This is a genomic window from Mitsuokella jalaludinii, from assembly GCF_928722185.1.
Classification (GTDB): Bacteria; Bacillota; Negativicutes; order Selenomonadales; family Selenomonadaceae; genus Mitsuokella; species Mitsuokella jalaludinii.
This window is the reverse complement of the sequence record NZ_CAKMXA010000001.1, coordinates 191,594-213,260: the sequence shown is the minus strand read 5'-3', so window position 1 is coordinate 213,260 and position 21,667 is coordinate 191,594. Positions and strand designations below refer to the sequence as shown.

Annotated in this window: 21 protein-coding genes, 1 pseudogene and 1 riboswitch; of the genes and pseudogenes, 1 reads left to right on the top strand and 21 read right to left on the bottom strand. The window is 57.9% G+C overall.

The features are described from left to right. Positions 1-268: 268 nt before the first annotated feature. The 3 genes from QDI87_RS01045 to tnpA (QDI87_RS01035) all read right to left on the bottom strand — a co-directional run bounded on the left by QDI87_RS01045 (position 269) and on the right by tnpA (QDI87_RS01035) (position 2,410). Positions 269-1,378, bottom strand: a complete 1,110-nt coding sequence (locus QDI87_RS01045) for an RNA-guided endonuclease TnpB family protein (RefSeq protein ID WP_036378911.1) — start codon at positions 1,376-1,378, stop codon at positions 269-271. 7 nt (positions 1,379-1,385) lie between these two features. Further along, positions 1,386-1,781: an IS200/IS605 family transposase gene (gene tnpA, locus QDI87_RS01040; protein WP_036378910.1), complete on the bottom strand. Its 396-nt coding sequence runs from the start codon at positions 1,779-1,781 to the stop codon at positions 1,386-1,388. A gap of 203 nt (positions 1,782-1,984) precedes the next feature. After that, the gene (tnpA, locus tag QDI87_RS01035) at positions 1,985-2,410 is read right to left on the bottom strand and encodes an IS200/IS605-like element ISMmu1 family transposase (RefSeq protein ID WP_005839258.1); all 426 of its coding nucleotides are present in this window, start codon (positions 2,408-2,410) and stop codon (positions 1,985-1,987) included. A 94-nt stretch (positions 2,411-2,504) separates the two neighbouring features. Here tnpA (QDI87_RS01035) and QDI87_RS01030 point away from each other — a divergent pair, with 94 nt between their 5' ends. Further along, positions 2,505-3,773, top strand: a complete 1,269-nt coding sequence (locus QDI87_RS01030; protein WP_278741994.1) for an RNA-guided endonuclease InsQ/TnpB family protein — start codon at positions 2,505-2,507, stop codon at positions 3,771-3,773. Positions 3,774-4,317: 544 nt separating this feature from the next. Here the strand turns inward: QDI87_RS01030 and QDI87_RS01025 are convergent. From QDI87_RS01025 to QDI87_RS00945, 18 genes and pseudogenes are all read right to left on the bottom strand, one after another. After that, on the bottom strand, positions 4,318-5,220 hold the full coding sequence (locus QDI87_RS01025; protein WP_036375457.1) for a LysR family transcriptional regulator: 903 nt from the start codon (positions 5,218-5,220) through the stop codon (positions 4,318-4,320). A gap of 33 nt (positions 5,221-5,253) precedes the next feature. Beyond that, entirely contained in the window at positions 5,254-5,619 is a 366-nt protein-coding gene (locus QDI87_RS01020; RefSeq protein ID WP_036375455.1) for an ACT domain-containing protein, read from the bottom strand. Between the two features lie 89 nt (positions 5,620-5,708). Beyond that, the gene (locus tag QDI87_RS11730) at positions 5,709-5,990 is read right to left on the bottom strand and encodes an ADP-ribosylglycohydrolase family protein (RefSeq protein WP_081828411.1); all 282 of its coding nucleotides are present in this window, start codon (positions 5,988-5,990) and stop codon (positions 5,709-5,711) included. A 136-nt stretch (positions 5,991-6,126) separates the two neighbouring features. Continuing rightward, the gene (locus QDI87_RS01015; RefSeq protein WP_036375452.1) at positions 6,127-7,014 is read right to left on the bottom strand and encodes a PfkB family carbohydrate kinase; all 888 of its coding nucleotides are present in this window, start codon (positions 7,012-7,014) and stop codon (positions 6,127-6,129) included. A gap of 17 nt (positions 7,015-7,031) precedes the next feature. Beyond that, positions 7,032-8,399, bottom strand: coding sequence for a purine-cytosine permease family protein (locus tag QDI87_RS01010; RefSeq protein WP_036375449.1), 1,368 nt, complete (start codon positions 8,397-8,399; stop codon positions 7,032-7,034). A gap of 55 nt (positions 8,400-8,454) precedes the next feature. Continuing rightward, complete coding sequence (locus QDI87_RS01005; protein WP_036375446.1) at positions 8,455-9,450, bottom strand: ADP-ribosylglycohydrolase family protein; 996 nt, start codon at positions 9,448-9,450, stop codon at positions 8,455-8,457. A 170-nt stretch (positions 9,451-9,620) separates the two neighbouring features. Further along, entirely contained in the window at positions 9,621-10,253 is a 633-nt protein-coding gene (locus QDI87_RS01000) for a lytic transglycosylase domain-containing protein (RefSeq protein ID WP_081828410.1), read from the bottom strand. Beyond that, the gene (coaE, locus tag QDI87_RS00995; protein WP_081828409.1) at positions 10,250-10,915 is read right to left on the bottom strand and encodes a dephospho-CoA kinase; all 666 of its coding nucleotides are present in this window, start codon (positions 10,913-10,915) and stop codon (positions 10,250-10,252) included. Before coaE ends, QDI87_RS01000 begins: the two co-directional genes overlap by 4 nt. 105 nt (positions 10,916-11,020) lie before the next feature. Beyond that, positions 11,021-11,848 carry a bifunctional DNA-formamidopyrimidine glycosylase/DNA-(apurinic or apyrimidinic site) lyase gene (gene mutM / locus QDI87_RS00990; RefSeq protein WP_036375443.1) on the bottom strand — a complete coding sequence of 276 codons (828 nt, stop codon included), beginning with the start codon at positions 11,846-11,848 and terminating at the stop codon, positions 11,021-11,023. A gap of 9 nt (positions 11,849-11,857) precedes the next feature. After that, entirely contained in the window at positions 11,858-14,494 is a 2,637-nt protein-coding gene (gene polA / locus QDI87_RS00985; protein ID WP_036375441.1) for a DNA polymerase I, read from the bottom strand. Between the two features lie 95 nt (positions 14,495-14,589). Beyond that, positions 14,590-15,825: a L,D-transpeptidase gene (locus tag QDI87_RS00980; RefSeq protein WP_036375438.1), complete on the bottom strand. Its 1,236-nt coding sequence runs from the start codon at positions 15,823-15,825 to the stop codon at positions 14,590-14,592. A gap of 115 nt (positions 15,826-15,940) precedes the next feature. Next, positions 15,941-16,843: an Hsp33 family molecular chaperone HslO gene (gene hslO, locus QDI87_RS00975; protein ID WP_036375435.1), complete on the bottom strand. Its 903-nt coding sequence runs from the start codon at positions 16,841-16,843 to the stop codon at positions 15,941-15,943. Positions 16,844-16,882: 39 nt separating this feature from the next. Beyond that, the gene (gene yfcE / locus QDI87_RS00970) at positions 16,883-17,440 is read right to left on the bottom strand and encodes a phosphodiesterase (RefSeq protein ID WP_036375432.1); all 558 of its coding nucleotides are present in this window, start codon (positions 17,438-17,440) and stop codon (positions 16,883-16,885) included. A gap of 125 nt (positions 17,441-17,565) precedes the next feature. Beyond that, the gene (gene ribE, locus QDI87_RS00965) at positions 17,566-18,033 is read right to left on the bottom strand and encodes a 6,7-dimethyl-8-ribityllumazine synthase (protein WP_278741991.1); all 468 of its coding nucleotides are present in this window, start codon (positions 18,031-18,033) and stop codon (positions 17,566-17,568) included. Positions 18,034-18,073: 40 nt separating this feature from the next. Next, positions 18,074-19,286: pseudogene (locus tag QDI87_RS00960) on the bottom strand (bifunctional 3,4-dihydroxy-2-butanone-4-phosphate synthase/GTP cyclohydrolase II). Between the two features lie 62 nt (positions 19,287-19,348). Then, entirely contained in the window at positions 19,349-20,002 is a 654-nt protein-coding gene (locus QDI87_RS00955) for a riboflavin synthase (protein ID WP_036375424.1), read from the bottom strand. Between the two features lie 21 nt (positions 20,003-20,023). Beyond that, positions 20,024-21,115: a bifunctional diaminohydroxyphosphoribosylaminopyrimidine deaminase/5-amino-6-(5-phosphoribosylamino)uracil reductase RibD gene (ribD, locus tag QDI87_RS00950; RefSeq protein WP_036375421.1), complete on the bottom strand. Its 1,092-nt coding sequence runs from the start codon at positions 21,113-21,115 to the stop codon at positions 20,024-20,026. Positions 21,116-21,233: 118 nt separating this feature from the next. Next, positions 21,234-21,356: riboswitch (FMN riboswitch) on the bottom strand. Between the two features lie 90 nt (positions 21,357-21,446). Then, positions 21,447-21,614, bottom strand: a complete 168-nt coding sequence (locus QDI87_RS00945; protein WP_072003566.1) for a FeoB-associated Cys-rich membrane protein — start codon at positions 21,612-21,614, stop codon at positions 21,447-21,449. Between the last annotated feature and the right edge of the window lie 53 nt (positions 21,615-21,667).

Here is a 21,667-nt window from a genome sequence, read left to right as displayed (position 1 = left end):
CACGGGACAAGGCTTTAAGAAAAAGAAAAGGGGTGCATTTGCACCCCCTCGGTGGGGATTTTGCCCCCCTAAATTGGACAGTTCTGTCATTTTTCCATTTGTTCCATTAGCCAGTACGGATTCTTCAAGTGAACATACCCCCGCCTATAGAGGCGGGAGCTTCCTGCTTCGGCGAGAACAGCACCGCTAACTCCGAAGAGTTATGGCGACTTACACTCTCTCCACAGGCGTAGATTCCCGTGCGACCCACGGTACTTTATGAGTTACGCTAGGCAGATATTCGCCTAGCTTCTTCTCTAATGTTTATTGCAGCGTTCTTGTCACGGTTATGATGACTGCCACACTTAGGGCAATCCCATTCCCGCACAGATAAGTCTTTGGTGTTATTGTTCTGGTAGCCACAAACATGGCATAGCTGACTGCTTGGATACCGTTTGTCTATCTTGATAAGTTGCTTACCCTGCCATGCAAGTTTGTATTCCAGCATACTTGTGAACATGCTCCAGCCATTGTCGGATATGGATTTACCAAAGCTGAACTTGCCATCCTTCTTTCGCTTCGCCATGGCTTTTACGCTAATATCCTCTATGCCAATCGCATCATAGCGGTCTGCAAGATAGCGAGCTTTCTTATGCAGGAAGTCACGGCGTTGATTAGCAATTTTCTCATGGAGTACAGCCACACGCAGTCTTTGCTTATTCCTGTTACGGCTCCCTTTTTGTCTCTTAGAGAGTTTTCTTTGTGCCTTGACCAATCTCTTTTCGGCTTTCCGTAAGAAATTTGGATAATCGGCATTGTCCTCATCGGAAGCAACATACAGACCGTGCATAGCAAAATCCAATCCAAGAAAATTCTTCGGTATGATGGAAAGTATTTGGTTTTCATACTCAACCAAAATACTGATATAGTATTTTCCGGACGGTGTTTTACTTATGGTTACAGTCTTTATGGTGCTATTCTCCATCAATGGACGATGCAGACACAGCTTTACCCAGCCTGTTTTAGGCAGTTTGACCTTGTTTCCCTCGATTCTTACAGAGCCATGTTGGTTGTTCGTAGAATATGAAGCATGACCTGTTTTTTTCGACTTGAAGCGTGGCTTGCCAAAATGCTTCCTATTGCTCCAAAAGTTGTTATATGCCTTGTTCAGGTTTATTTGGGCATTGGCGAGAGCAAGGCTGTCAACCTCTTTCAGCCAAGGAAATTCTTTCTTGTACTGTGCAGGTGTATTGTTCAGCCTCTTGCCTGTTTCCTTATAGTAATCAAGACGATCTCCAAGCATCTTGTTATAGATGAATCTGGCACAGCCGAAAGTCTTGGCAAACATAATCTTTTGTTCAGTTGTCGGGCAGAGCCTGTATCGGTATGCCTTATTCACTATAATCTCACCTGCCTTGATGTTCTATGTATTTTCGTGTTGTCTCAATAGGAGCACCGCCTGTTGTCAGCAGGCAATAACTTCTTGACCAAAACATTTCTTTCCACAATTTATGCCTAACCTCTGGAAAATCTTTTTTGATCAGCCTAGAGCTGGCACTTTTATAAGCATTGATGAATTTTGATAGTTCTGTATTGGGATGAGCGCGAAACATGATATGAACATGGTCTTGGTCGTGATTCCATTCCTCCAACGTTATGTTATACGATGAACCAATGCGGACAAAAATATCTTTAGCGTATTGGCTCATTTGGTCAGAGAATACTTTGCGGCGATACTTTACCACCAAAACGAGATGGTAATAGAGTAAGAATACTGAATGGTTATTACTATCCAATTTCATAGTATAATCAATCCTTTCTCATCTACGACTGATTATACTACATAACTATCTACAGAGCAATGGTATGGCTCAATTACTTACATAAATTCGCCATGCCCGCCTTCATCACCCACCTAAGAGGTGGAGGACTTCTGGCGGCTTAGGTTAAAATGCGGCCAGGAATCTTCTCACTTCAGTCAGGAGAGGAATGGCCGCAACGGTAGTCACTTGGAATACTGATTCTGGATGTATTTTGCGACTACTTCCTTGCTCATGTTGCCAAGTGTGCTCATATAGTAGCTGCGTGACCAGATATGACCGCCCCAGAATTTATCGTGCTTGATCTCGGGATGTTTTTTGAGGAACAGTCTGGCACTGCCGCCTTTGAGTGCCTTGACGATGTTTGTCGGCGTATACTTTGGCTTGAAGCTGATGAGCATGTGCACATGCTCTGGCATAACTTCCAGCTCTTCGACGGTCACATCGTTCAGCTGCGCGATGCGCAGCAAGATATCCTTCATCTCCTGCACGAGCTCCGGTGTCGTGAAGGCTGGGTTCCGATACTTCGTCACCCAGATCAAATGAAAGTGGAAATTGTAGACGTATCCACGCTCATAGATTGCATCTGGGATGCGCTCTTTTCGTTTCATGTGTATCACACTCCTTCCTTTTTATTATATCAATATATTGCTTGTTAGGGAATCTCATATGTTGTATAATAGAAATAGGAAGGAGGCGAATAAAATGGAACATAAGAAGATGGCGGATTATGCCTGTCATTACGGCCTGAAAGTCCGCATCTACCCCAGCCAGCAACAGAAAGAGATGATTCGACGCAATGCGGATGCGGCACGCTGCGTCTACAATGAACATGTCGCTGTGAACAAGGAAATCGCACGATTCGGCAGACGGAGCATCTACATCGACTTCATCGAGAAGCGCATCGAGGCACTGCGCGAGCGAATCCGCACGGTAACAGCATTGAAAGACCGCTATCCATGGCTCCGGCATCCCGATATCGATGCGCAGTCCATTGCCAATGCACGGCAGAACTACCAGCGTGCTTGGAAGCAGTTCCGTGCCGTCCATCATGCTGGTGTGCCGAACTTCCACAAGAAAACGTCCGTCGAGTCGTATCAGACGAATCCGCATTACAGCAAGGGTACGGAGATTTCTCTGTTCACTAGCAATGCCCGCTTCCTCGACAAGCATCACCTGATGTTTCCCAAGCTCAAGCGCATCCGCTTCCAAGGTTCGCGTAAAATACTGGACCGATTTTTTGCCATGAAGGAAGTCCGCATCGGCACGATTACCATCACGAAAGACAGCCGGCACCGCTACTTTGCGTCATTCCAACTCGGCTCCGATGAACCATTCGTGAAAACCAGCCCAAAAACAAAGGCAGAGATTGGCATCGACCTGAACGTCGAGAACTTCTATGCCGACTCGAATGGCGAGATTTTGGCCAATCCTCGTTATTACCGCAGGCAGAAACGACGGCTGGCCAACGCACAGCGCAAGCTGAGCCGTCGGATTGTCCGTGCCAAGAAAGAGCATCGCCCGCTCCGTGAGGCAAAGAACGTCGAGAAACAGCGCTTGCTTGTCGCCAGGCTCACGGCACAAGTCATGCAACGCCGCAGAGATTTCCTGCACTGCACTTCCGCGACACTGATCAAGAACCACGATCTGGTCGCAGCAGAAGAACTGCGGAGCCGGAACTTGCTGAAGAACCATGCCCTGGCTATGAGCATCCAAGACAATGGCTGGCGGATGTTCCTTAGTATGCTGACTTATAAGGCAGCACTGTACGGCAAGAACTTCGTCACCGTCGACCCGCGGAATACGACGCAAACCTGCCACGCTTGTGGCCATATCATGAGCGGCAAAGAGAAACTGACGCTCAAGGACCGCGAGTGGATCTGCCCGAAATGTGGGATACACCACATTCGCGACGTGAATGCGGCCAAAAACATCCTAGCGCGAGCCAAAGCAAAGCTCGTATCCATGCATTGATGCAAACCTATCTTGTCCGTTTGGCAACTTGCGGACGCTAATGGCTTTGGTAATTACCGGACCTCTGCTGTACCTCGCAAGACTGCGAATGCAGTAAGCCTGGCCTATCTAAGCAAATTGAGGTATCGAAAGATTCCCTCAAGCTCGCGACTTCAGTCGCGGGTAGTTGACCGGATGTTAAAAACTTATCTTGCCTAAAAAACAGCTCATTCCAAACTATATAGACTCATCTGTATTCTCAAAGGTGTCCGTATTTGATACAATCGAATGATAGCAGGGATTTTGAACACCCCTGTGTTCCGCGAATATCCCGAAAAAGAGCGGCTTCCCCTTTCCCCATCCGTAATTGGTCACGGTATTCAGTGCCAATATATTCCCGGGTCCCGGTGTAAATGCATTCACACCGGCATATACAAAAAAATTCGCTAACACATATCCAAGCATACCAAAATCTCCTTTCGCAATCTTGATACCATCATACTGCAAAACGAGATTTCATAGGTAACACATATTTCGTATGGATTTACATAGTTTTGTCCTATGCTCATCCGCGAGCGTATTTTTTCAAGGCATTCACATAGATGCGCCCTAACGACGACAGGCCCTGCTCCTTGCAAAGGACATAACCGATGTGCATCGTTTCCTGCTCCGCCAGCGGTACGGAAATGATCTGCCGTCCCTGAAGATATTCCGGAAAGATCCCAGTTGATATGGTGTATCCGTCAAGCCCAATCATCAGGTTGACAATAGCCGCCCGATCGCTGACACGGATTTCCTTCTCTGCGAACACGGTGCTGAACGGTTCCTCTGAAAAATCGGCTGACTCATAGTTCCCCTGAAGGAAATTCAAGCGCGGATATGGCTGCAGGTCTTTCAGCGTAACCGATGCTCTCCCCGCCAGGGGATGCTCGGCCCGGAGGAAGGCATGCGGAGCGGCGGTGAACAGTTCCTGGAAGCGCAGCCCCATCTCATCCATCGTCTTCCGCAGGAACGCTTCATTCCTGCCGCACAGATAGAGGATGCCCAGATCGCAGAAGCGGTTCTTCACATCCTCCAAAATCTGATGGGTCTGGGTCTCATTGAGGATAAACTCGAATCGCTCCCGCCCAAACTCCTGGACCATCTCCACAAAGGCATTGGCCGTGAACGTGTAATGCTGCGTCGAGACACAGAAGCGCTGCTTCTCCGGCTGGTTCAAGATGAACCGGTCCTCCAGAAGGCGCATCTCCTGGATCACTTGTCTCGCATAACCCAAAAATTCCACGCCTTCTTTTGTCAAAGCGATGCCGCTGCGGCTCCTCGTGAATATATTGAATCCGACTTCCCGTTCTGCGTCCTTCACAGCCGCCGACAAACTGGGCTGGGATATATGCAGCTTTTTCGCTGCCTCCGTGATGGACCCCGCCTCGGCCACCGCAACGATATATTTCAAGGAATGGATTGTCATGCTCGCATCCCCCATTTCCCTAACACCCGGAAATCATACGACGCGATAACCTTCCGCAGCCAAGACGCTCAATGCCCGCGCAAAGTTTTCTTCTTTGACCAAGATATAGTCTGTATTGTACGTGGATATCGCAAAGATGCCGATCTCATGTTCGGCAAGGATCCCGGACAATTTCGACAAGATGCCAATAAGCGAAAAGTCAAGGACGCCTTGAATGCGGAATCCTCTCCACCCGTCATCCCGTTCTACCGTCTTTGCAGGTGTGTCCTCTGTCCTGCACACCAGCGACACTTCTTCATCCGTTTTCCCGACAAAGTAAAAATTAGCGGCCATATCGATCTCGGATGCATCTGCCACCTTGCAGACCGTCAGCTTGTATTCGATTTTCTTCAGTTCCATTTCCCTGCCCCCGCTAGTGCACAATCAATAGTAGTATCAGCCATTACGAATTTGACACTCCCCCTGGATTTAGCCGTGGGGAGTGTCAACTAAAATGCAATCCCTTCAGAGTCTAAGGAATCGCCACATCGATGATGCAGATAAATCACCATCGGTGAAATCCTCATCAAGGAGCCATTTCCATTGTCAAATTCAGATGCGCCTCCACAATGCAATGGTTCAGTACCATGAACATACTTCATGATGGCCTGCATACAAGTCCTGCCAATATCGAAAGTCACCCCAGTAGGCGTAAACTCTGCCTTGTCCATCCATCTCACAAAGTTTTTCATGATATCATCATAATCAATGCATCTATTTCTATTCGCCATTTTTTAATAAAACCCTGCCGATAGATAGCATCATCATGCAAAAAGCGCCTTCAAGGGGTGTTTCCCTTGAAGGCGCTTGCTTTTACTGCTTGATTCAGTTTGCTCTGTCGTCGAGGTCCGGGTAGAGGGTGCGGTATCACTGCAACGAGCAGCCGACATGCTGTACGACGCGCGCTGCGACGCGGTTGGCATCTGCGCAAGCTTCTGCCAATGTCTTCCCCTGCGCAAGTGCAGCAAGGAAGCCCGCTGTATGCGAGTCACCGGCGCCGATGGTGTCGATTGCTTTGACCGGCACGGCGGGAATGATTTCCGCTCCGTCCGATGTGCAGCACATGGTGCCTGCCCTGCCCATTGTGACGATGACAGGCTGACCGGTGCGCTTCTGCAGATTCCTAGCGGCCTGACGAACGTCATCTGCATGGCCCATGGCTTTTGCTTCTGCCTGATTCATCTCGAGGATGGTTCCCATCTGCAACAGCTCTTCTTCAAACTGCTTGCCCAAGAGGCGCGGGCCCGGATCGAGGACAAGACGGCAGTCTGGCTTCTTGCGGCGCAGGAAGCGCATGATGACGTCCCCACTCGTATTGCCATCCTGAAAGCCGTAGCCGGATGCATAGATGTAATCGTAACGCGCTGCCTCAAGGCCTGCCAACCAGGCATCCTGCCACTTCGTCTCGATACCATCGATTGAAATGAAAGTGCGTTCCCCGTCTTTCTCGACGAGGGACAGGCTGTAGCCATTGTCACAGCGGTCATCTTCGATCAAGACATCATGGCCACCCTGCTGCAACGCCTGCCGAATGCGGTCCGCGTACATGCCCTGCCCCACGGGAACACAGAGATCATGCGGCATCTGCAGGCCGTCCAGGATTTTCGAAACGTTAAACGCGCAGCCGCCGACAATCATGCCCTTCTGGATGCCGGGGATGTCTTCTCCCGCCCGGGGCAAGCGCTCGATATCGATGACGACATCGATGACAGCCGAGCCCAAGACCAAAATACGTTTAGGTTGTTTCCCTTCCATCGCAATACCGCCTTTCGTTACGCTGCTCTATTCTGCGGATGGCAGAGCGTCAGGATGAAGTAAAGGCCGCCGCTGACGACAAGCGTCAGCAGGACATTGAGGCTGTTTCCCGCAAAGATGCCTGTCGCAAACGGGCCGGTGAAGATGAAGGTCTTCGAGAACAGCATGCCGACGACAAAGCCGACAATCCAGCTGATGACGCCATTATAGTTGATACTGTTGTAAGCCGGATTTGTCAGCAGCTCTTTGCTGTAGCCCTGCTTCCAACGCAGCATCAGATAATCGACGAGAAAGATGGACGACCAGGCGGCCAGCAGCTTGCCGATGATACCGAGGAAGCCTTCCAGCGTTCCCTGGAAATCCTGCGCAATGAAGAGGATGATGGCCGGGATGACCGTGACGATAATTGTCTGGAACACGAGAATCATCTTATCATCCCAGATGAGGTGTGCGGCCTTGAGGACGAGCTTCGAGGATTTGAGGCCGAGGAAGCACTGCGGCGTCAGTCCGCCGATTGCTGTGATGTAGTAGATGATAGCGAGATTCGTCGGCAGCGCGCCCTTGATGACTTCAATCGGATTGGCCGATTGCGCGAGGTCCGGTACCTGCGTCGAGAGCAGGATGCCGACGCCCAGCATGAGGATCAGCGGGATGGCACCGCCGAGCGTGACGGCCCAGGCAACCTTGCTGCGCGAATTCTTCGGGTCCTGGTGGCAACTGTAGTCTGCGGCATAGCTCGTCCAGCCGATGCCCGTACCAGCTGCGACGAAAGCCAGTGCCGGCAGGAAATTGCCGAGCCAGTCACCGCTCGGCATCGCCGCGAGCCTGGCCCAGTCTGTCTGAGGAATGATGATCACGAGAATGACCAGTGTCAAAAAGCCGAACAGATAGGTGCAGATGGTCTGCATGCGAATCAGCATCTCATGGCTGAACAGCACCGATACAAGGACAAGGGCAACAAAAATCGCCAGGGCGATGGCCATGGTCAAGGCCGAATTCACAAGACCACAGGTCACGAAGAGCGCCAGGACGGTCAAGGTTCCTGTACAGACGTTGATGGACAGCCAGCCTGCATGCGAGACGAGTGCTGCAATGGCTGGGATCAGATTGCCCTTGAAGCCGAACGCTGCACGGGACAGGACAAAGGTAACTGTCCCCGTATCACGTCCAGCCAGACTCATGAGGCCGACAAGGCCAAAGGAGAAAGAACCGAGGACCGTGACAAGGATGGCCTGAAAAAAGCTCAGATGAAAGCCGACGATGATGGCACCGTATACCAGACCGAGAATACCGATATTAGCCGCGCAGTAGAGGAAGAACAAGCTGCCAGGCCGGTCCGTGCGCTCTTCCGGCGGCAGGAACGTTGTTTCTTTTTCGGAATCCATGAGAAAACCTCCTGTTCTCTATCATACAAGAATACAGCCGTCAAACGTAACCGGCTCAGCCCACATGGCCGCGATGGCGCAGCAGGCTGTCCGCATAGGCGTGGAAATCGACCGAATTGTTCTTGTCGAGCACCGCAATGCGCTCTGATGGGATGCCCGAGGCACCGGCCTTGGCCCCGCAAATCGCGACAGCCATCGCGCCGATTGTATCCGTATCGCCGCCGAGGTTCGCACATGCCAGGCTGCACACCTCCGGGTCGCGGTAGTAATAAGCCATACCAAGTGCAGCCGGTACCGCTTCGCTTGCCAAAGTCGTCGTGCCGACGGTCTCATAGATGCTCAGTGAGAACGCTTCTTCATCATCCGCATGGCGCTTGGCCAGTTCCATGGCCACCTGCAGGCGAGCTTTCGGCGAGGCGCTATACGTCTCTGCACCATAGGCCGCCGTCAGATCATAGCCATCTGAGGCAGCCTGCATGATTGCATCCCATGACTGATCTTCCACCGCTGCACTGACGGCAGCAGCCACCATGCCGGCACTGCCGAGTGCCACGTCCGTCTTGTGCGTCGCTTCACTGACGCCGAGGACAAACTTGGCCAGCTTGGGCAGGTCCGTGCTCTTGAACAGACAGCCAACCGGCGCAATGCGCATCGCTGCACCATTCGTGATGGCCTTCACCGTATGCGGCCCCGGGTCCTCGCCTGCCTGAATCGCATGAAGTGCGGCCTTCGAGCTCGGGCCCAGGATGTTCTTCGAGAATGCATCCGTGTCAAGCGCCCACTGAATCAGATTCTTGGCAATGATCTGCTTGTCCGGCACAAAGTCGTTCTCCCTGAGCGAATCCAGGATGACAAGCGCCTGTGCCGTGTCATCCGTGAACTGCCCCTTCGTCATATCAATCGCCGCCGGATTCTCCTCCGGACTATCTTCGAACGTCGTAATCCGCCCGAAGATCTCTCGAATCCGCCACCTGCTCAACAGCTCCGACGGCATGCCCATCGCATCGCCCAGAGCCATGCCGTAGAGCGTCCCTAAGATATGGTCTATCATCAAGATGCCTCCTTTAATATTCGTACCGATTCAGTATGCCACAGCAATTTACAACTGTCAAGACACATAGAACAGGCATTTGAAAATCCATCCATGATGATACAAAAATGGCATGAAAAAGCGCCTTCAAGGGGTGTTTCCCTTGAAGGCGCTTGCTTTTACTGCTTGATTCAGTTTGCTCTGTCGTCGAGGTCCGGGTAGAGGGTGCGGTATTTGCGTTCGGTCAGCAGGACTTTTTTGACGTATTCGCGGGTCTCCTGGTAGGGGATGGCGTCGATGTCGTGGAAGTCAGCGGGCCAGCCGTTGTCGCGGATCCACTCCTGGACGTTGCCGCGGCCGGCGTTGTAGGCGGCGAGGGCGAGGACGTCGTTGCCGCCGAATTCGTGCTGGAGGCTGCTCAGGTACCAGATGCCGTAGCGGATGTTGCGCTCGGGCTCGTGGATGGCTTCGACGGAGTACGCGGGGTCCTCGAGCTGGCCGGCGATCCACTCAGCTGTGTCGGGCATGAGCTGCATGAGGCCGATGGCGCCGCGGTGCGAGTGGACGTCGTCCTGGAATTTGCTCTCGGTCTTGATGACGGCGATGGCCAGATACGGGTCCACGCGGTAGCGGTCGGCGTACGTCTCTACGGCGTCGCGGTACGGGAACGGGTAGAGGTAGTGGCGCTGGAAGGATTCTGACGCGAAGGTCAGGTAGATCGCGAACGCGAGAAAGACGGCCGTGCTCACGATCGCGCAGAGGTACTTGTGGTGCAGCGACCGGCGCGCCGCCTCGACGCGTTCGAGAAAATCAGATCGTTTCAACGTGAGTCTCTTCCTTTCCTGCTTCCTGCTGTCTCCGCTTCCCTGCCAACCCCATCATCGGCTGCGGCCTGGCCCGGCTGACTCTGCCAGAGGCGGCGCAGCTTCTCGGCGAGATCCTGCTCGGTGCCGCTGTTGTCGATGATGACGTCGGCCAGCTGGCGCTTCTTGGTGAGCGGCATCTGCGCGGCAATGCGCAAGCGCGCCTCTTCGCGGCTGTAGTGATTGCGCTTCTCGAGGCGTGCGAGCTGCAGGGGCTCCGGCACGTCGATGAGCCACGTTTCGTCAACATGCGCCTGCCAGCCCGTCTCAAAGAGCAGCGGGATGTCGAGGACGGCGACGGGCTCCCCTGCTGCCTCGGCCTCTGCGAGTTCCTGCTGCATGGCCGCGCGGATCACGGGATGTGCCGCCGCGTCGAGCCAGCGCTTCTCGGCGGGATCGGCAAAGGCAATCCGGCCGATGCGGCGGCGGTCGAGCTGGCCGTCCGGCCGGATGACGCCTGCGCCGAAGTGCGCGCGATACGCCTCGTAGAGCGGACCGCCCGGCTCCATGAGCCGGTGCGCGATGGCGTCGGCATCGATGATGGATGCCCCGAAGCGGCGCAGGATGGCCGAGGCCGTGCTCTTGCCGCTCGCGATGCCGCCCGTCAGACCGATGCGTTTCATAGCGCTCCACCCCTTCTCAAAAATAAAAATCAAACAATGGATAAGATGATAGTAGCAGGCAATTGTAAAAAAATGATGAAAGTATCTCCTGCAAAATCCTTTTCCCTAGCTCTGACAATACGGACAGAAATGCGTGCCTCTGCCGCCGACGGTGGTCTTCTCGACAGGCCTGCCACAGACGGGGCACGGTTTGCCCTCGCGATGGTAGACATAGAGGTGCTCCTGATGGTGGCCGGATTCGCCCGCGCCGTTGCGGTAGTCGCGAAAGGTCGTGCCGCCGTCTGCGATGCCTTCGCGCAGGACCTTCCGGACAGCTTCTGCCAGGCGCCTGCACTCTGCTGCGCTCAGGCTGCCTGCCGCGCGGCGCGGGTCGATCCGCGCGAGGAACAGGGCTTCGTCGGCGTAGATGTTGCCGAGCCCGGCGATGCGGCGCTGATCGAGCAGGAAGGACTTGACGGGCTGCTTTCGGCCTTTGAGGGCGGCGGCGAGATACGATGATGTGAAATCATCCGACAAGGGCTCGGGGCCGAGCGACTGAAGGCCCGGCACGGCAATCTCCTCGCCTGCTGCAAAGCCGTAGACGCAGCCGAAGGTGCGGATGTCGGAGAAGCGCAGCGCCCCGCCACCCGCGAGAGAAAAGACCATGCGCGTATGGCCGGTCTCCGCCGCTGTGCCCTGAGGCTCGTAGACGAGGCTGCCCGTCATGCGCAAGTGGAAGACGAGATGGCCGCCCTCCTGCAGATGGATGAGCAAGTATTTGCCGCGGCGCGCCACTCTCTCGATGCGCTGGCCCCGGACGAGCGCACAAAACGCCTCGGGATCCGGGTGCTTCAGCTGGCGCGGCAGCAGGATGGTGACCGACTCGATCACGCGGCCGCGCAGCGCGTCATCGAGATACCGGCGGATAATCTCGACCTCTGGTAACTCTGGCATAGAACTCCCTCACTTCGCCTCGGCCCAATTGCGGCCCCAGTGGACATCGATGGAGAGCGGCACAGAGAGGGAGACGACGTGCTCCATCGCCTCGTGCAGGATGGCCTGCACCGTCTCGAGCTCGCTCTCTCTGACCTCGAGCACGAGCTCATCGTGGACCTGCAGCAGGATGCGGCTCTTGAGGCCCGCTTCCCTGAGCTTGCGGTAGGCGGCAATCATCGCGAGCTTGATGACATCGGCGGCCGTGCCCTGTATCGGCGTGTTCATCGCCATGCGCTCGGCGAGCATGCGCTGGTTGAAGTTGCGGCTCTTGATGGCGGGCAGCTCGCGGCGGCGGCCGAACATCGTCGTGACATAGCCCGTCTCGTGCGCCTCGGCGACGACCTTGTCCATGAAGGCGCGCACGCCCGGATAGCGCTCGAAGTAACGGCTGATGTAGTCGCCCGCTTCCTTGCGCGAGATGTGCAGGTTGCGCGCGAGTCCGAAGTCGCTGATGCCGTAGACGATGCCGAAGTTGACGGCCTTCGCGTGGCGGCGCAGCTCGGGCGTGACCTCATCCAGGGGGATGCCGAAGACCTCGGCGGCCGTGCGCGCGTGGATGTCCTGGCCGCGCTTGAACGCATCGATGAAGTTCTCGTCGCCCGACATGTGCGCGAGCAGGCGCAGCTCGATCTGCGAGTAGTCGGCCGACAAGAGGCAATCGTACCCTTCGCCCGGCTCGAAGAGCGCGCGGATCATGCGGCCCTCCTCTGTGCGCACGGGGATGTTCTGGAGGTTCGGGTCGGAGCTTGAAAGGCGGCCCGTCGCCGTGACCGTCTGGTTGAAGTTCGTGTGCACGCGGCCCGTATCCGTGCGGATGAGGCCCGCGATGCCGTCGAGGTACGTCGACTTGAGCTTGCTCCAGAGACGGTAAGCGAGAATCTGCTCGATGATTGGGTGCTCGAGGCGCAGGCTCTCGAGCACTTCGGCGTTCGTCGAATAGCCTGTCTTTGTCTTCTTGCGCACAGGCAGGCCGAGCTCCTCGAAGAGCACGACGCCGAGCTGCTTGGGCGAGTTGAGGTTGAAGTCGTGGCCCGCCATCTCGTAGATGGCGGCTTCGATCTTCTGCAGGCGGCCAGCGACTTCTTCCGTCTTTTCGGCGAGATGCGCGCGGTTGACGTAGACGCCGTTCTGCTCCATCGCGGCGAGGACCTCGACAAGCGGCAGCTCGATCGTATCCATGAGATGCGTGAGCTTCTCCTCCTCGAGCTTCGCGCCAAGCAGCGGGTAGAGGCGGCTGATGGCCTTCGCCTCCCAGACGGCCTGTGCCTTCTCGTCGTCAAACGACTCCGGTGCCGCCTCTTGCAGGTACTTCTGCGAGAGCTCCGAGAGAGCGTACTTCGAGCGCTCCGGCTCCAGGAGATAGGCAGCGAGCTCGACATCGAAGAAGGCCTTCTGCCCCCGAAGGCCGGCCTGGTCGTAGCGCTTGAGGCCGAAAACGACGGCCTGCTGGTCCGACTCGAGCAGCTGCAAGAGCGCGGGGAAGGCCGCGCTGTCTCTCGCCACAAAGCCTGCCTTCTCGGCGTCCGGCCCCGCTACGACGGCGAGGCCCTCGAGCGAGGCGAACGGCGCGAGGCCCGAGAAGATGCCCGAGACGGCGAGATACGGTGCCCTGGCCGCAGTCTTGACGGCCGCTTCATCCCAGAGGTCGTAGGAGAGGTCCTGTGCGGCTACACCATTTTCTCCCCCATCGAGGTCAAGCGCCAGCTCTGCCGGGCCATAGAGTCGCTCGAAGTTGCGCCAGACGGCGCGCAGCTCGTGGTCGTCGCAGAAGGCCTGCATCTTCTCCATGTCGGGCTGGATGCGGTAGTCCTCCTCGGCAAAAGTAAGGTCCGGCACATGGAGCTCGATCGTCGCGAGCTCCTTCGAGAGGCGCGCCTGGTCGGCATACGTCTGCAGGTTCTCCTTGAGCTTCTTGCCGGAGACTTCCCCGACATGCGCGAGCACATTCTCGACGGAGCCGTAGGCCAGCAGCAGCTTTGAGGCCGTCTTGGGGCCGACGCCCGGCACGCCTGGGATGTTGTCGGACGTATCGCCCATGAGTCCCTTGAGGTCGATGAGCTTCAGCGGCTCAAAGCCGTACTCCTCCTCGAAGGCCGCCGTGTCGTAGTCCTTGATCTCCGAGATGCCCTTCTTCGTCAGGAGGACGCGCAAATTCGGCCGCACGAGCTGCAGGGCGTCGCGATCGCCCGTGATGACGCGCACATCGTAGCCCTTGGCCGCAGCCTGCGTCGCGAGCGTGCCGATGATGTCATCGGCCTCGTAGTTGTCCTTCTCGAGGAACGGGATGCCCATGTTCGCGGCGAACTCGCGCAAAAGCGGGAACTGCGAGAGGAGTTCCTCCGGCGTCTTGTCGCGCGTGCCTTTGTAGTCGGCATAGCGCTCCGTGCGGAAGGTGTGGCGGCTCTTGTCAAAGGCCAGCACCATGAGGTCGGGCTGCTGCTCGGCCATGAGCTTCGTCAGCATGTTCGAGAAGCCGAAGATGGCCCCCGTCGGCTGGCCGTGCGAGTCGCTGAGACCCGGCAGTGCGTAAAAGGCACGGAAGATCAGGCTGCTGCCGTCGAGGACGAGGAAGCGCTTCTGCTTGCCATTCTGTTCCTGCTTCACTTGAGTTCCCCCTTCTGTCTATACACGAAAAGACAACGGGACCAGCACTTGCCGGTCCCGGAATCATCCATCATTGCGGTCTTGCGGTGAACCGCTTATTTTGCTTTTGCTTCAGCCTTGACTTCTTTGGCTGCTGCCTTGGCGTCCTTCACGGCTGCCTTAGCATCTTTGACGTCCTTGGCCGTCTCTTTCGTGGCCTCGGCGTAGACTTCTGCATCCGTCTTGGCTGCGCCACTCTCGACAGACTTGCCGTTCTCGACGACCGGCACGACTTCCTGCTTCTTGGCCGTCTTCAGCTCGAACTTGCCTGCGTTGAGACCGCCGTCGAGGTGATAGAGCGTAGCAGCGTCATCGGCGTTGCAGTAGAGCGTGTCCTTCTTCTTGTAGCCGACAGCCTGGCCGTAGGAGCTCACGAGGACCTTCTCGTCCGGCTTCCAGCCGAGCGATACCTTGGCGGCCTCGGCGAGGTCGACAGCCGGCAGGTACGTGATGTCATCCTGCACGACGGCCTTGCCCTTGAGCTTCTGGCCGTTGACGTAGAGCGGATAGACCTTCGCGATGTACGTCGGGTTGCCATCCGATGCCTGGATCTTCTGCTCGACATCGGCATCCGTGACGAAGTCCGCTACGCCGTAGCCGGCGAGCCACTTGTTGACGTCAGCCGTCGTGACATTCTGCCAGCCGTAGCCATCCGGATAGATGTAGTACGCAATCTGGTCGTCCGGCGTCTTCTCGACGACAACGCGGTTGTAGGTGATGTCGACCGGCGTGCCGACCTCGACCATGTCGTAGATCTTCTCGACGTCTTCCTCATGCATGCGGATGCAGCCGTTGGAGACGTAGTGGCCGACGGAGTCCGGATGGTTCGTGCCATGGATGCCGTAGTTGCCGCCGATGCCGATCCAGCGGTAGCCGAGCGGATTGTCCGGGCCGCTCGGGATGGACGTTGCAGAGCCCGGATCCGTCCAGGTCGGGTTGACTTCCTTGTCGATGACCTTGTAGTAGCCCGTCGGCGTCGGCGTCGAGACCTTGCCCGGGCCAATCGGATAGAGGGCAACCTTCTGGTTGTCGCGGATGGCTGCGATCGAGCGGGCGGCGAGGTTGATGACGAGTCTATCTGCAAGTTCTACCTTTGCCGGTGCCTCAGCCTTGGCGGCCGTCTCCTTCACGGGAGCTGCTGCCGTCGTCTTGGTCGTCGTCGTGACGAGCGGCTGACCCGGCTGCGTGACGAGCGAGACGACATCGTCATTCGCTTCTGCAGCAAAGACCGTTCCGGCTGCCCCTGTCAGGAGTGCAGCACTGAGCATACCAGCGCAAACTTTTTTCCACATAATCAAAATCTCTTTTCTTTGGGTATTATGCCGATGGGCTCGGCACACCACTACATAGTACCATGTCCGCCGCCTTTTTGCAACGAGCAGGCATAATTTCTCGCGAAGCGCGCGATCACGAGTCGGCCTGCTGGCGCTGCGCCATGGCCTTGTCGTAGATGGCCTGCAACTCTTCTTTGCTGAACTCGTAGCGCTCGTTGCAGAAGTGGCAGCAGACCTCGGCGTGACCGTCTTCGATGAGCGAGGCGAGGTCTGTCTTGCCGAGGCTCAGCAGCACTTCGCTGATGCGCTCCTTCGAGCACTGGCAGCGGAAGGCGAGGTCGGTCGTCGTCAGGTAGTCAACGGCAAAGCCCTGCAGGAGTTCCTCGATGATGCCCTTGGCGTCGAGGCCGTGCTCGACCATGTGCGAGACGGAGTTGACCTTGCGGAGGTTGGCCTCGAGCTTGTCGATTGTCTCGTCCGTCGCGTCGGGCATCGGCTGGATGATGAAGCCGCCCGCGCCGATGCAGGCCATCTTCTCGCCTGCGTGGCCGATGAGGACGCCGAGGCCGACGCTCGACGGCGTCTGCTCCGAGACGTAGAGGTACTTCGTCAGGTCATCGGCGATCTCACCGTCCGTCAACGGCGCGCTGCCCGTGACGGGGTTGCGCAGGCCGGTGAAGCGCGTGACGGTGACCGTGCCGTCCGTGCCGACACCGCCGCCCACATCGATCTTGCCCTTGGCATTCTGCGGCAGGTCGACGTAGGGATTGGTGACGTAGCCGCGCACGAAGCCCTCCGGCGTCGCGTCGGCCGTGACCTTTCCGAGCGGGCCGTGGCCGTCGAACGTGATGGTCAGCGCCTCGCGGTTCTTGAGGTTGGCGGCGAGCAGCAGCGCGCCCGTCATCGTGCGGCCGAGTGCGGCAGCAGCGACGGCGTGGCAGCCGTGGCGGCGGATGGCCTCATTGACGAGGTCCGTGGTGACAGCGGCGTAGACGCGCACGCCGTCCGCCACCGCTTTGACAAGATGATCCTTCATATGGGTGTGAATCTCCTTTCTATAATCTGGGGATGGGAGTCAGAGGGCGAGCTCGTGGAGCACGTCGCCCGTATCGATGTCGAAGATGCGGATGGTACCGTCTTCGAGCACGGCGACCGTGTTGCGTCCGTCCGCGCGCTTGGAGAGCGCCGCCGAGCCCGGGTTGAGGAAGACGGTCGCGCCGCGCTTCTCGAGGACAGTCTGGTGGATGTGGCCGCTGATGAAGAGGTCGGCCTTGAGGTGCTTGGCCATCGCGTCCTTCTCCGCATCGCTCATGACAGCATCGCCGTGCGTGATGACGATGCGCAGGCCCTCCCAGACGACGTAGGCATACGGCGCCTCGATGGGCAGCTCGATGCAGCTCGCATCGACGGAAGAGTCGCAGTTTCCCTTGGCGATGACGACCGGGACGGGGCAGCTATTGATGCGCGCGACGAGGCTGGCCGGGTTGTAGTCGGCCTTCATCGGATTGCGCGGGCCGTGGTAGAGCACGTCGCCCGCGTGCAGGATGAGGTCAGCACCCTTGAAGAAGCGCTCGCAGGCATGGGCCCAGGCCATCTCGTGGCCGTGTGTATCGCTGATGATCCCGATTTTCATAAGGATTCCCCTTTCTTGTTCTCTTTCGTATCTTGGTATGCTGGTACAGCAAGACCGCTGGCCCGGCTGCCCTATGGCAAGCTTGGTCAACGGTCTCCATCTCGTTCTCTTTTTCGGGCAGCCGGTCAGCCGAGTTTCTTGAGCAGGTTGGCCATCTCCATGGCGGACATGGCACCGTCGGCGCCCTTGTTGCCCGCCTTCGTGCCGGCGCGCTCGATGGCCTGCGCGATGTTCTCCGTCGTCACGACCGAGAAGATCGTCGGCACGCCCGTCTGCATGCCGACCTGGGCGATGCCCTTCGAGGCCTCGTTGCAGACGTAGTCGTAATGCGTCGTCGAACCGCGGATGACGGCGCCGATGCAGATGACGGCGTCGTACTTGCCGGACTCAGCCATCTTCTTGGCGACGATTGGCAGCTCAAAGGCACCCGGCACCCAGGCGACGTCGATGTCCGCGTCGTTCGTCTCGTGGCGGTGCAGCGTGTCGAGCGCGCCGCCTAAGAGCTTGCTCGTGATGAACTCATTGAAGCGGGCGACGACGATGCCGAATTTCAGGCCCTTGCCCGATACAAAACCTTCGTATACATTTGCCATGTGTGTTTCCTCCTTACTCTATCGCACTCTATCGCAAGCCTCACTTCAGCGTGTCGTCGCTGAAGAGATGGCCCATCTTGACTTTCTTGACCGTCAGGTAGCGCTTGTCGAACTTGTTGGCGTGGACCTGCAGCGGCACGCGGCCCGTGATCTCGAGGCCGTAGCCCTCGAGGCCGGCGCGCTTGGCCGGGTTGTTGGTCATCAAGCGGATGCTCGTGAGGCCGAGGTCCGCGAGGATCTGCGCGCCGATGCCGTAGTCGCGCAGGTCCGGCGCAAAGCCGAGCTCGACATTGGCCTCGACCGTGTCGCGGCCCTTGTCCTGCAGCGCGTAGGCGCGCATCTTGTTGGCGAGGCCGATGCCGCGGCCCTCCTGGCGCATGTAGAGCACGACGCCCTCGCCCTCTGCCTCGATTTTCTTCAAGGCGAGCGCGAGCTGCTCGCCGCAGTCGCAGCGCATGGAGCCGAGCGCATCGCCTGTGAGGCACTCCGAGTGGACGCGCACGAGCACATCCTTCTTGCCGCGCACATCGCCCTTGACGATGGCGATGTCGCACTTGTTGTTGAGCTCGTTCTCGTAGGCGTGGATGCGGAAGTGGCCGTACTTGCTCGGGAAGTCGACGTCGGCGACCTCATGCACGAAGTTCTCCGTGCGCTTGCGGTACTCGATGAGCGACTGGACCGTGATCATGTGGAGGCCGTGCTTCTTGGCGAACTCCTTGAGGCGCGGCGTGCGCATCATGTGGCCGTCATCGTCCATGATCTCGCAGCAGAGGCCAGCCGGGTAGAAGCCCGCGAGGCGCGCGAGGTCCGTCGTCGTCTCCGTGTGGCCGGCGCGGCGCAGCACGCCGCCCTCGACGGAGCGCAGTGGGAAGACATGGGCCCGGGCGGCGGAAGGAAGCCGGCTTTGCCTTCGGGTCAAGCAACTTCTTGATCGTGTGGCAGCGCTCGAAGGCCGAGATGCCCGTCTCCGTGTCGTAGGCATCGATTGAGACAGTGAAGGCCGTCTCGTGGTTGTCCGTGTTGTTGACAACCATCTGGCCGATGTTGAGCTCGTCGAGGCGCTTTCCGTCGATCGGCGTGCAGATGAGCCCCTTGGCGTACGTCGCCATGAAGTTGATGTCCTCCGGCGTGACCGTCTCGGCGGCGACGATCAGGTCGCCCTCATTCTCGCGGTCCTCATCGTCGACGACGACGATCATCTTGCCGTTCTTGATATCCTCGATGGCCTGTTCCACCGTTGCAAAATCCGACATGTAGTTCACTCCAATTCTTTTATGGTAGATCTATTGATTCTCTGATTTGGATGGCTTCCTGCTCAGAAGCCATTCTCGAGCAGGAAGGCGCGCGTGAGCGCCTTCTTCGCGGGCTCAGCCCTGCCGCCCGCCTCTTTATAGACTCCCTGCATCATCTTCTCGACGTACTTGCCGATGACATCTGTCTCGATGTTGAGGAGGCTGCCCGCCTTCTTGGCGCGGAGGTTCGTGACCTCGCGCGTGTGCGGAATCAGCGAGACGGTGAAGTCCGCCTCCGTGACAGTAGCGACGGTCAGGCTGATGCCGTCGAGCGCGACGGAGCCCTTCTCGACGATGCCGCGCAGGATGGCGGGGTCGGCCGCGACCTTGAGGAGCAGCGCATTGTCCTCCTTCTCCAGGGATTCAATGCGGCCCGTGCCGTCGATGTGGCCGGAGACGATGTGGCCGCCGAGGCGCGAGGCGAGCGAGAGCGCCCGCTCGAGGTTGACCGGGCTGCCTTTCTTGAGCTCTGCAAGCGACGTGCGCCGCACCGTCTCAGGCATGACGTCGGCCGTGAAGTGATGGCGGTCAAACGACGTCACCGTCAGGCAGATGCCATTGACGGCGATGCTGTCGCCGACATGCGCATCCCCCAGGACGTGCTCCGCCGCGATGGCGATAGAGCCGCCGCCGAGGCGCTGCACCGTGCCGACTTCTTCTATAATACCAGTAAACATGACTCTTCCTCTCTGCCGCAATCAGCGCTTCGTGTAGGCCGTCAGCAGGATGTCGCCTGCAAGCTCCTCGACATGGACATCCGTCAGTGCGACACATTCCCCGAGCGAGGCGAAGCCCTCGCCCTCGACGGGCGTCAGGGCCTCGCGGCCGCCGACGAGCTTCGGCGCGATGAAGGCATAGACCTTGTCGACGAGGCCGGCCTCCAAGAGCGAGAAGTTGACGCTGCCGCCGCCCTCGACAAAGACGGAGCAGATCTCGCGCTCACCGAGCTTCTGCAGGAGTGCCTTGAGGTCGACATGCGCGCCGCTGCCCGCCCGGATGACCTCGACACCGGCTTTCTCGAGCGCCTTGCAGCGCGCCTCCGGTGCCTGCTCTGTCACGGCCACGATGGTCTTTGCCTGACCATCCCGCACGACCTTTGCCGATAGCGGCGTGCGCGCCTGGCTGTCGACGATGATGCGCACGGGGTTCTTGCCCGTGCCGTCCGGCAGGCGCGTCGTCAGGCTCGGGTCGTCGTGCAAGACTGTGCCGATGCCGACGAGGATGCTGTCGTAGATGTCACGGTACTCGTGGACGCGGCGGCGCGAGGCCTCGTTCGTGATCCACTGCGATGCGCCCGTGCGCGTCGCGATCTTGCCGTCGAGCGTCATCGCCGTCTTGAGCGCGACGAAAGGCATCTTCTCGGGCACCCACTTGAGGAAGGCCTCGTTGAGCCTTCGCGCCTCTTCCTCAAGGACGCCGCAGACGACCTCGACGCCGGCATCTTCGAGGATCTTGATGCCGCGGCCCGAGACGAGCGGGTTCGGGTCCTTCATCGCGATGACGCAGCGCTTCACGCCGGCCTCGGCCACCGCCTTGGCACAAGGGCCCGTGCGGCCGTAATGCGAGCACGGCTCGAGCGTCACGTAGAGCGTCGCGCCCTTCGCGAGCTCCCCTGCCATGCGCAGAGCGTGGACCTCCGCATGCGGCGTGCCGGCCTTGCGGTGCCAGCCTGCGGCGATGATGCGCCCGCCGCGCACGATGACGGCGCCGACCATCGGGTTTGGCGACGTCCGCCCCTCCGCATTGCGCGCGAGCTCCAGCGCCTCACGCATGAAATCTTCATCCTGCATCTTCCATCACCTCAAACTATGAATCCTGTTCTCTTTGATGAATCTGCTCATGAGACACGAGAAAAAAAGCCGCCGGAAGATTCTCTTCCGACGGCTCGCTTACATGCAAAACACACGTACATGCCTTTTCTCATCCCGACTATACGGTCGGCTCCGGAATCTCACCGGATCATGCCCCGAAACATCAGGGCTCGCGGGCTCTACCGCCGGTGGGGAAATGCTCCCCGCCTCAAAGACAAATCTCTGATTTTTATCATAGCACAGTTCCCCGCTCCTGTCTACTGGTTAGAACATGAGTATCAGGATGCGGGGAACAATTCATATCAATCGGTCAGGCGCTCTTGTGCGGGAGGGCACGGCCCCCCGTGCAGTGGCCGCTGCAGGCCGCGCAGTTGCCGCCGCAGCAGTCCTCCCGCCCCATGCGGAAATTCCGGTAGACGTGGCGCAGTGCGTAGTAGAGTCCGACTGCGACGATTGCGCCGACGATAAAGGTTGCCATAATGATCCCTCCGTTTCAAGATTTCAAGATACCACATCCACCTGGCAGATGCA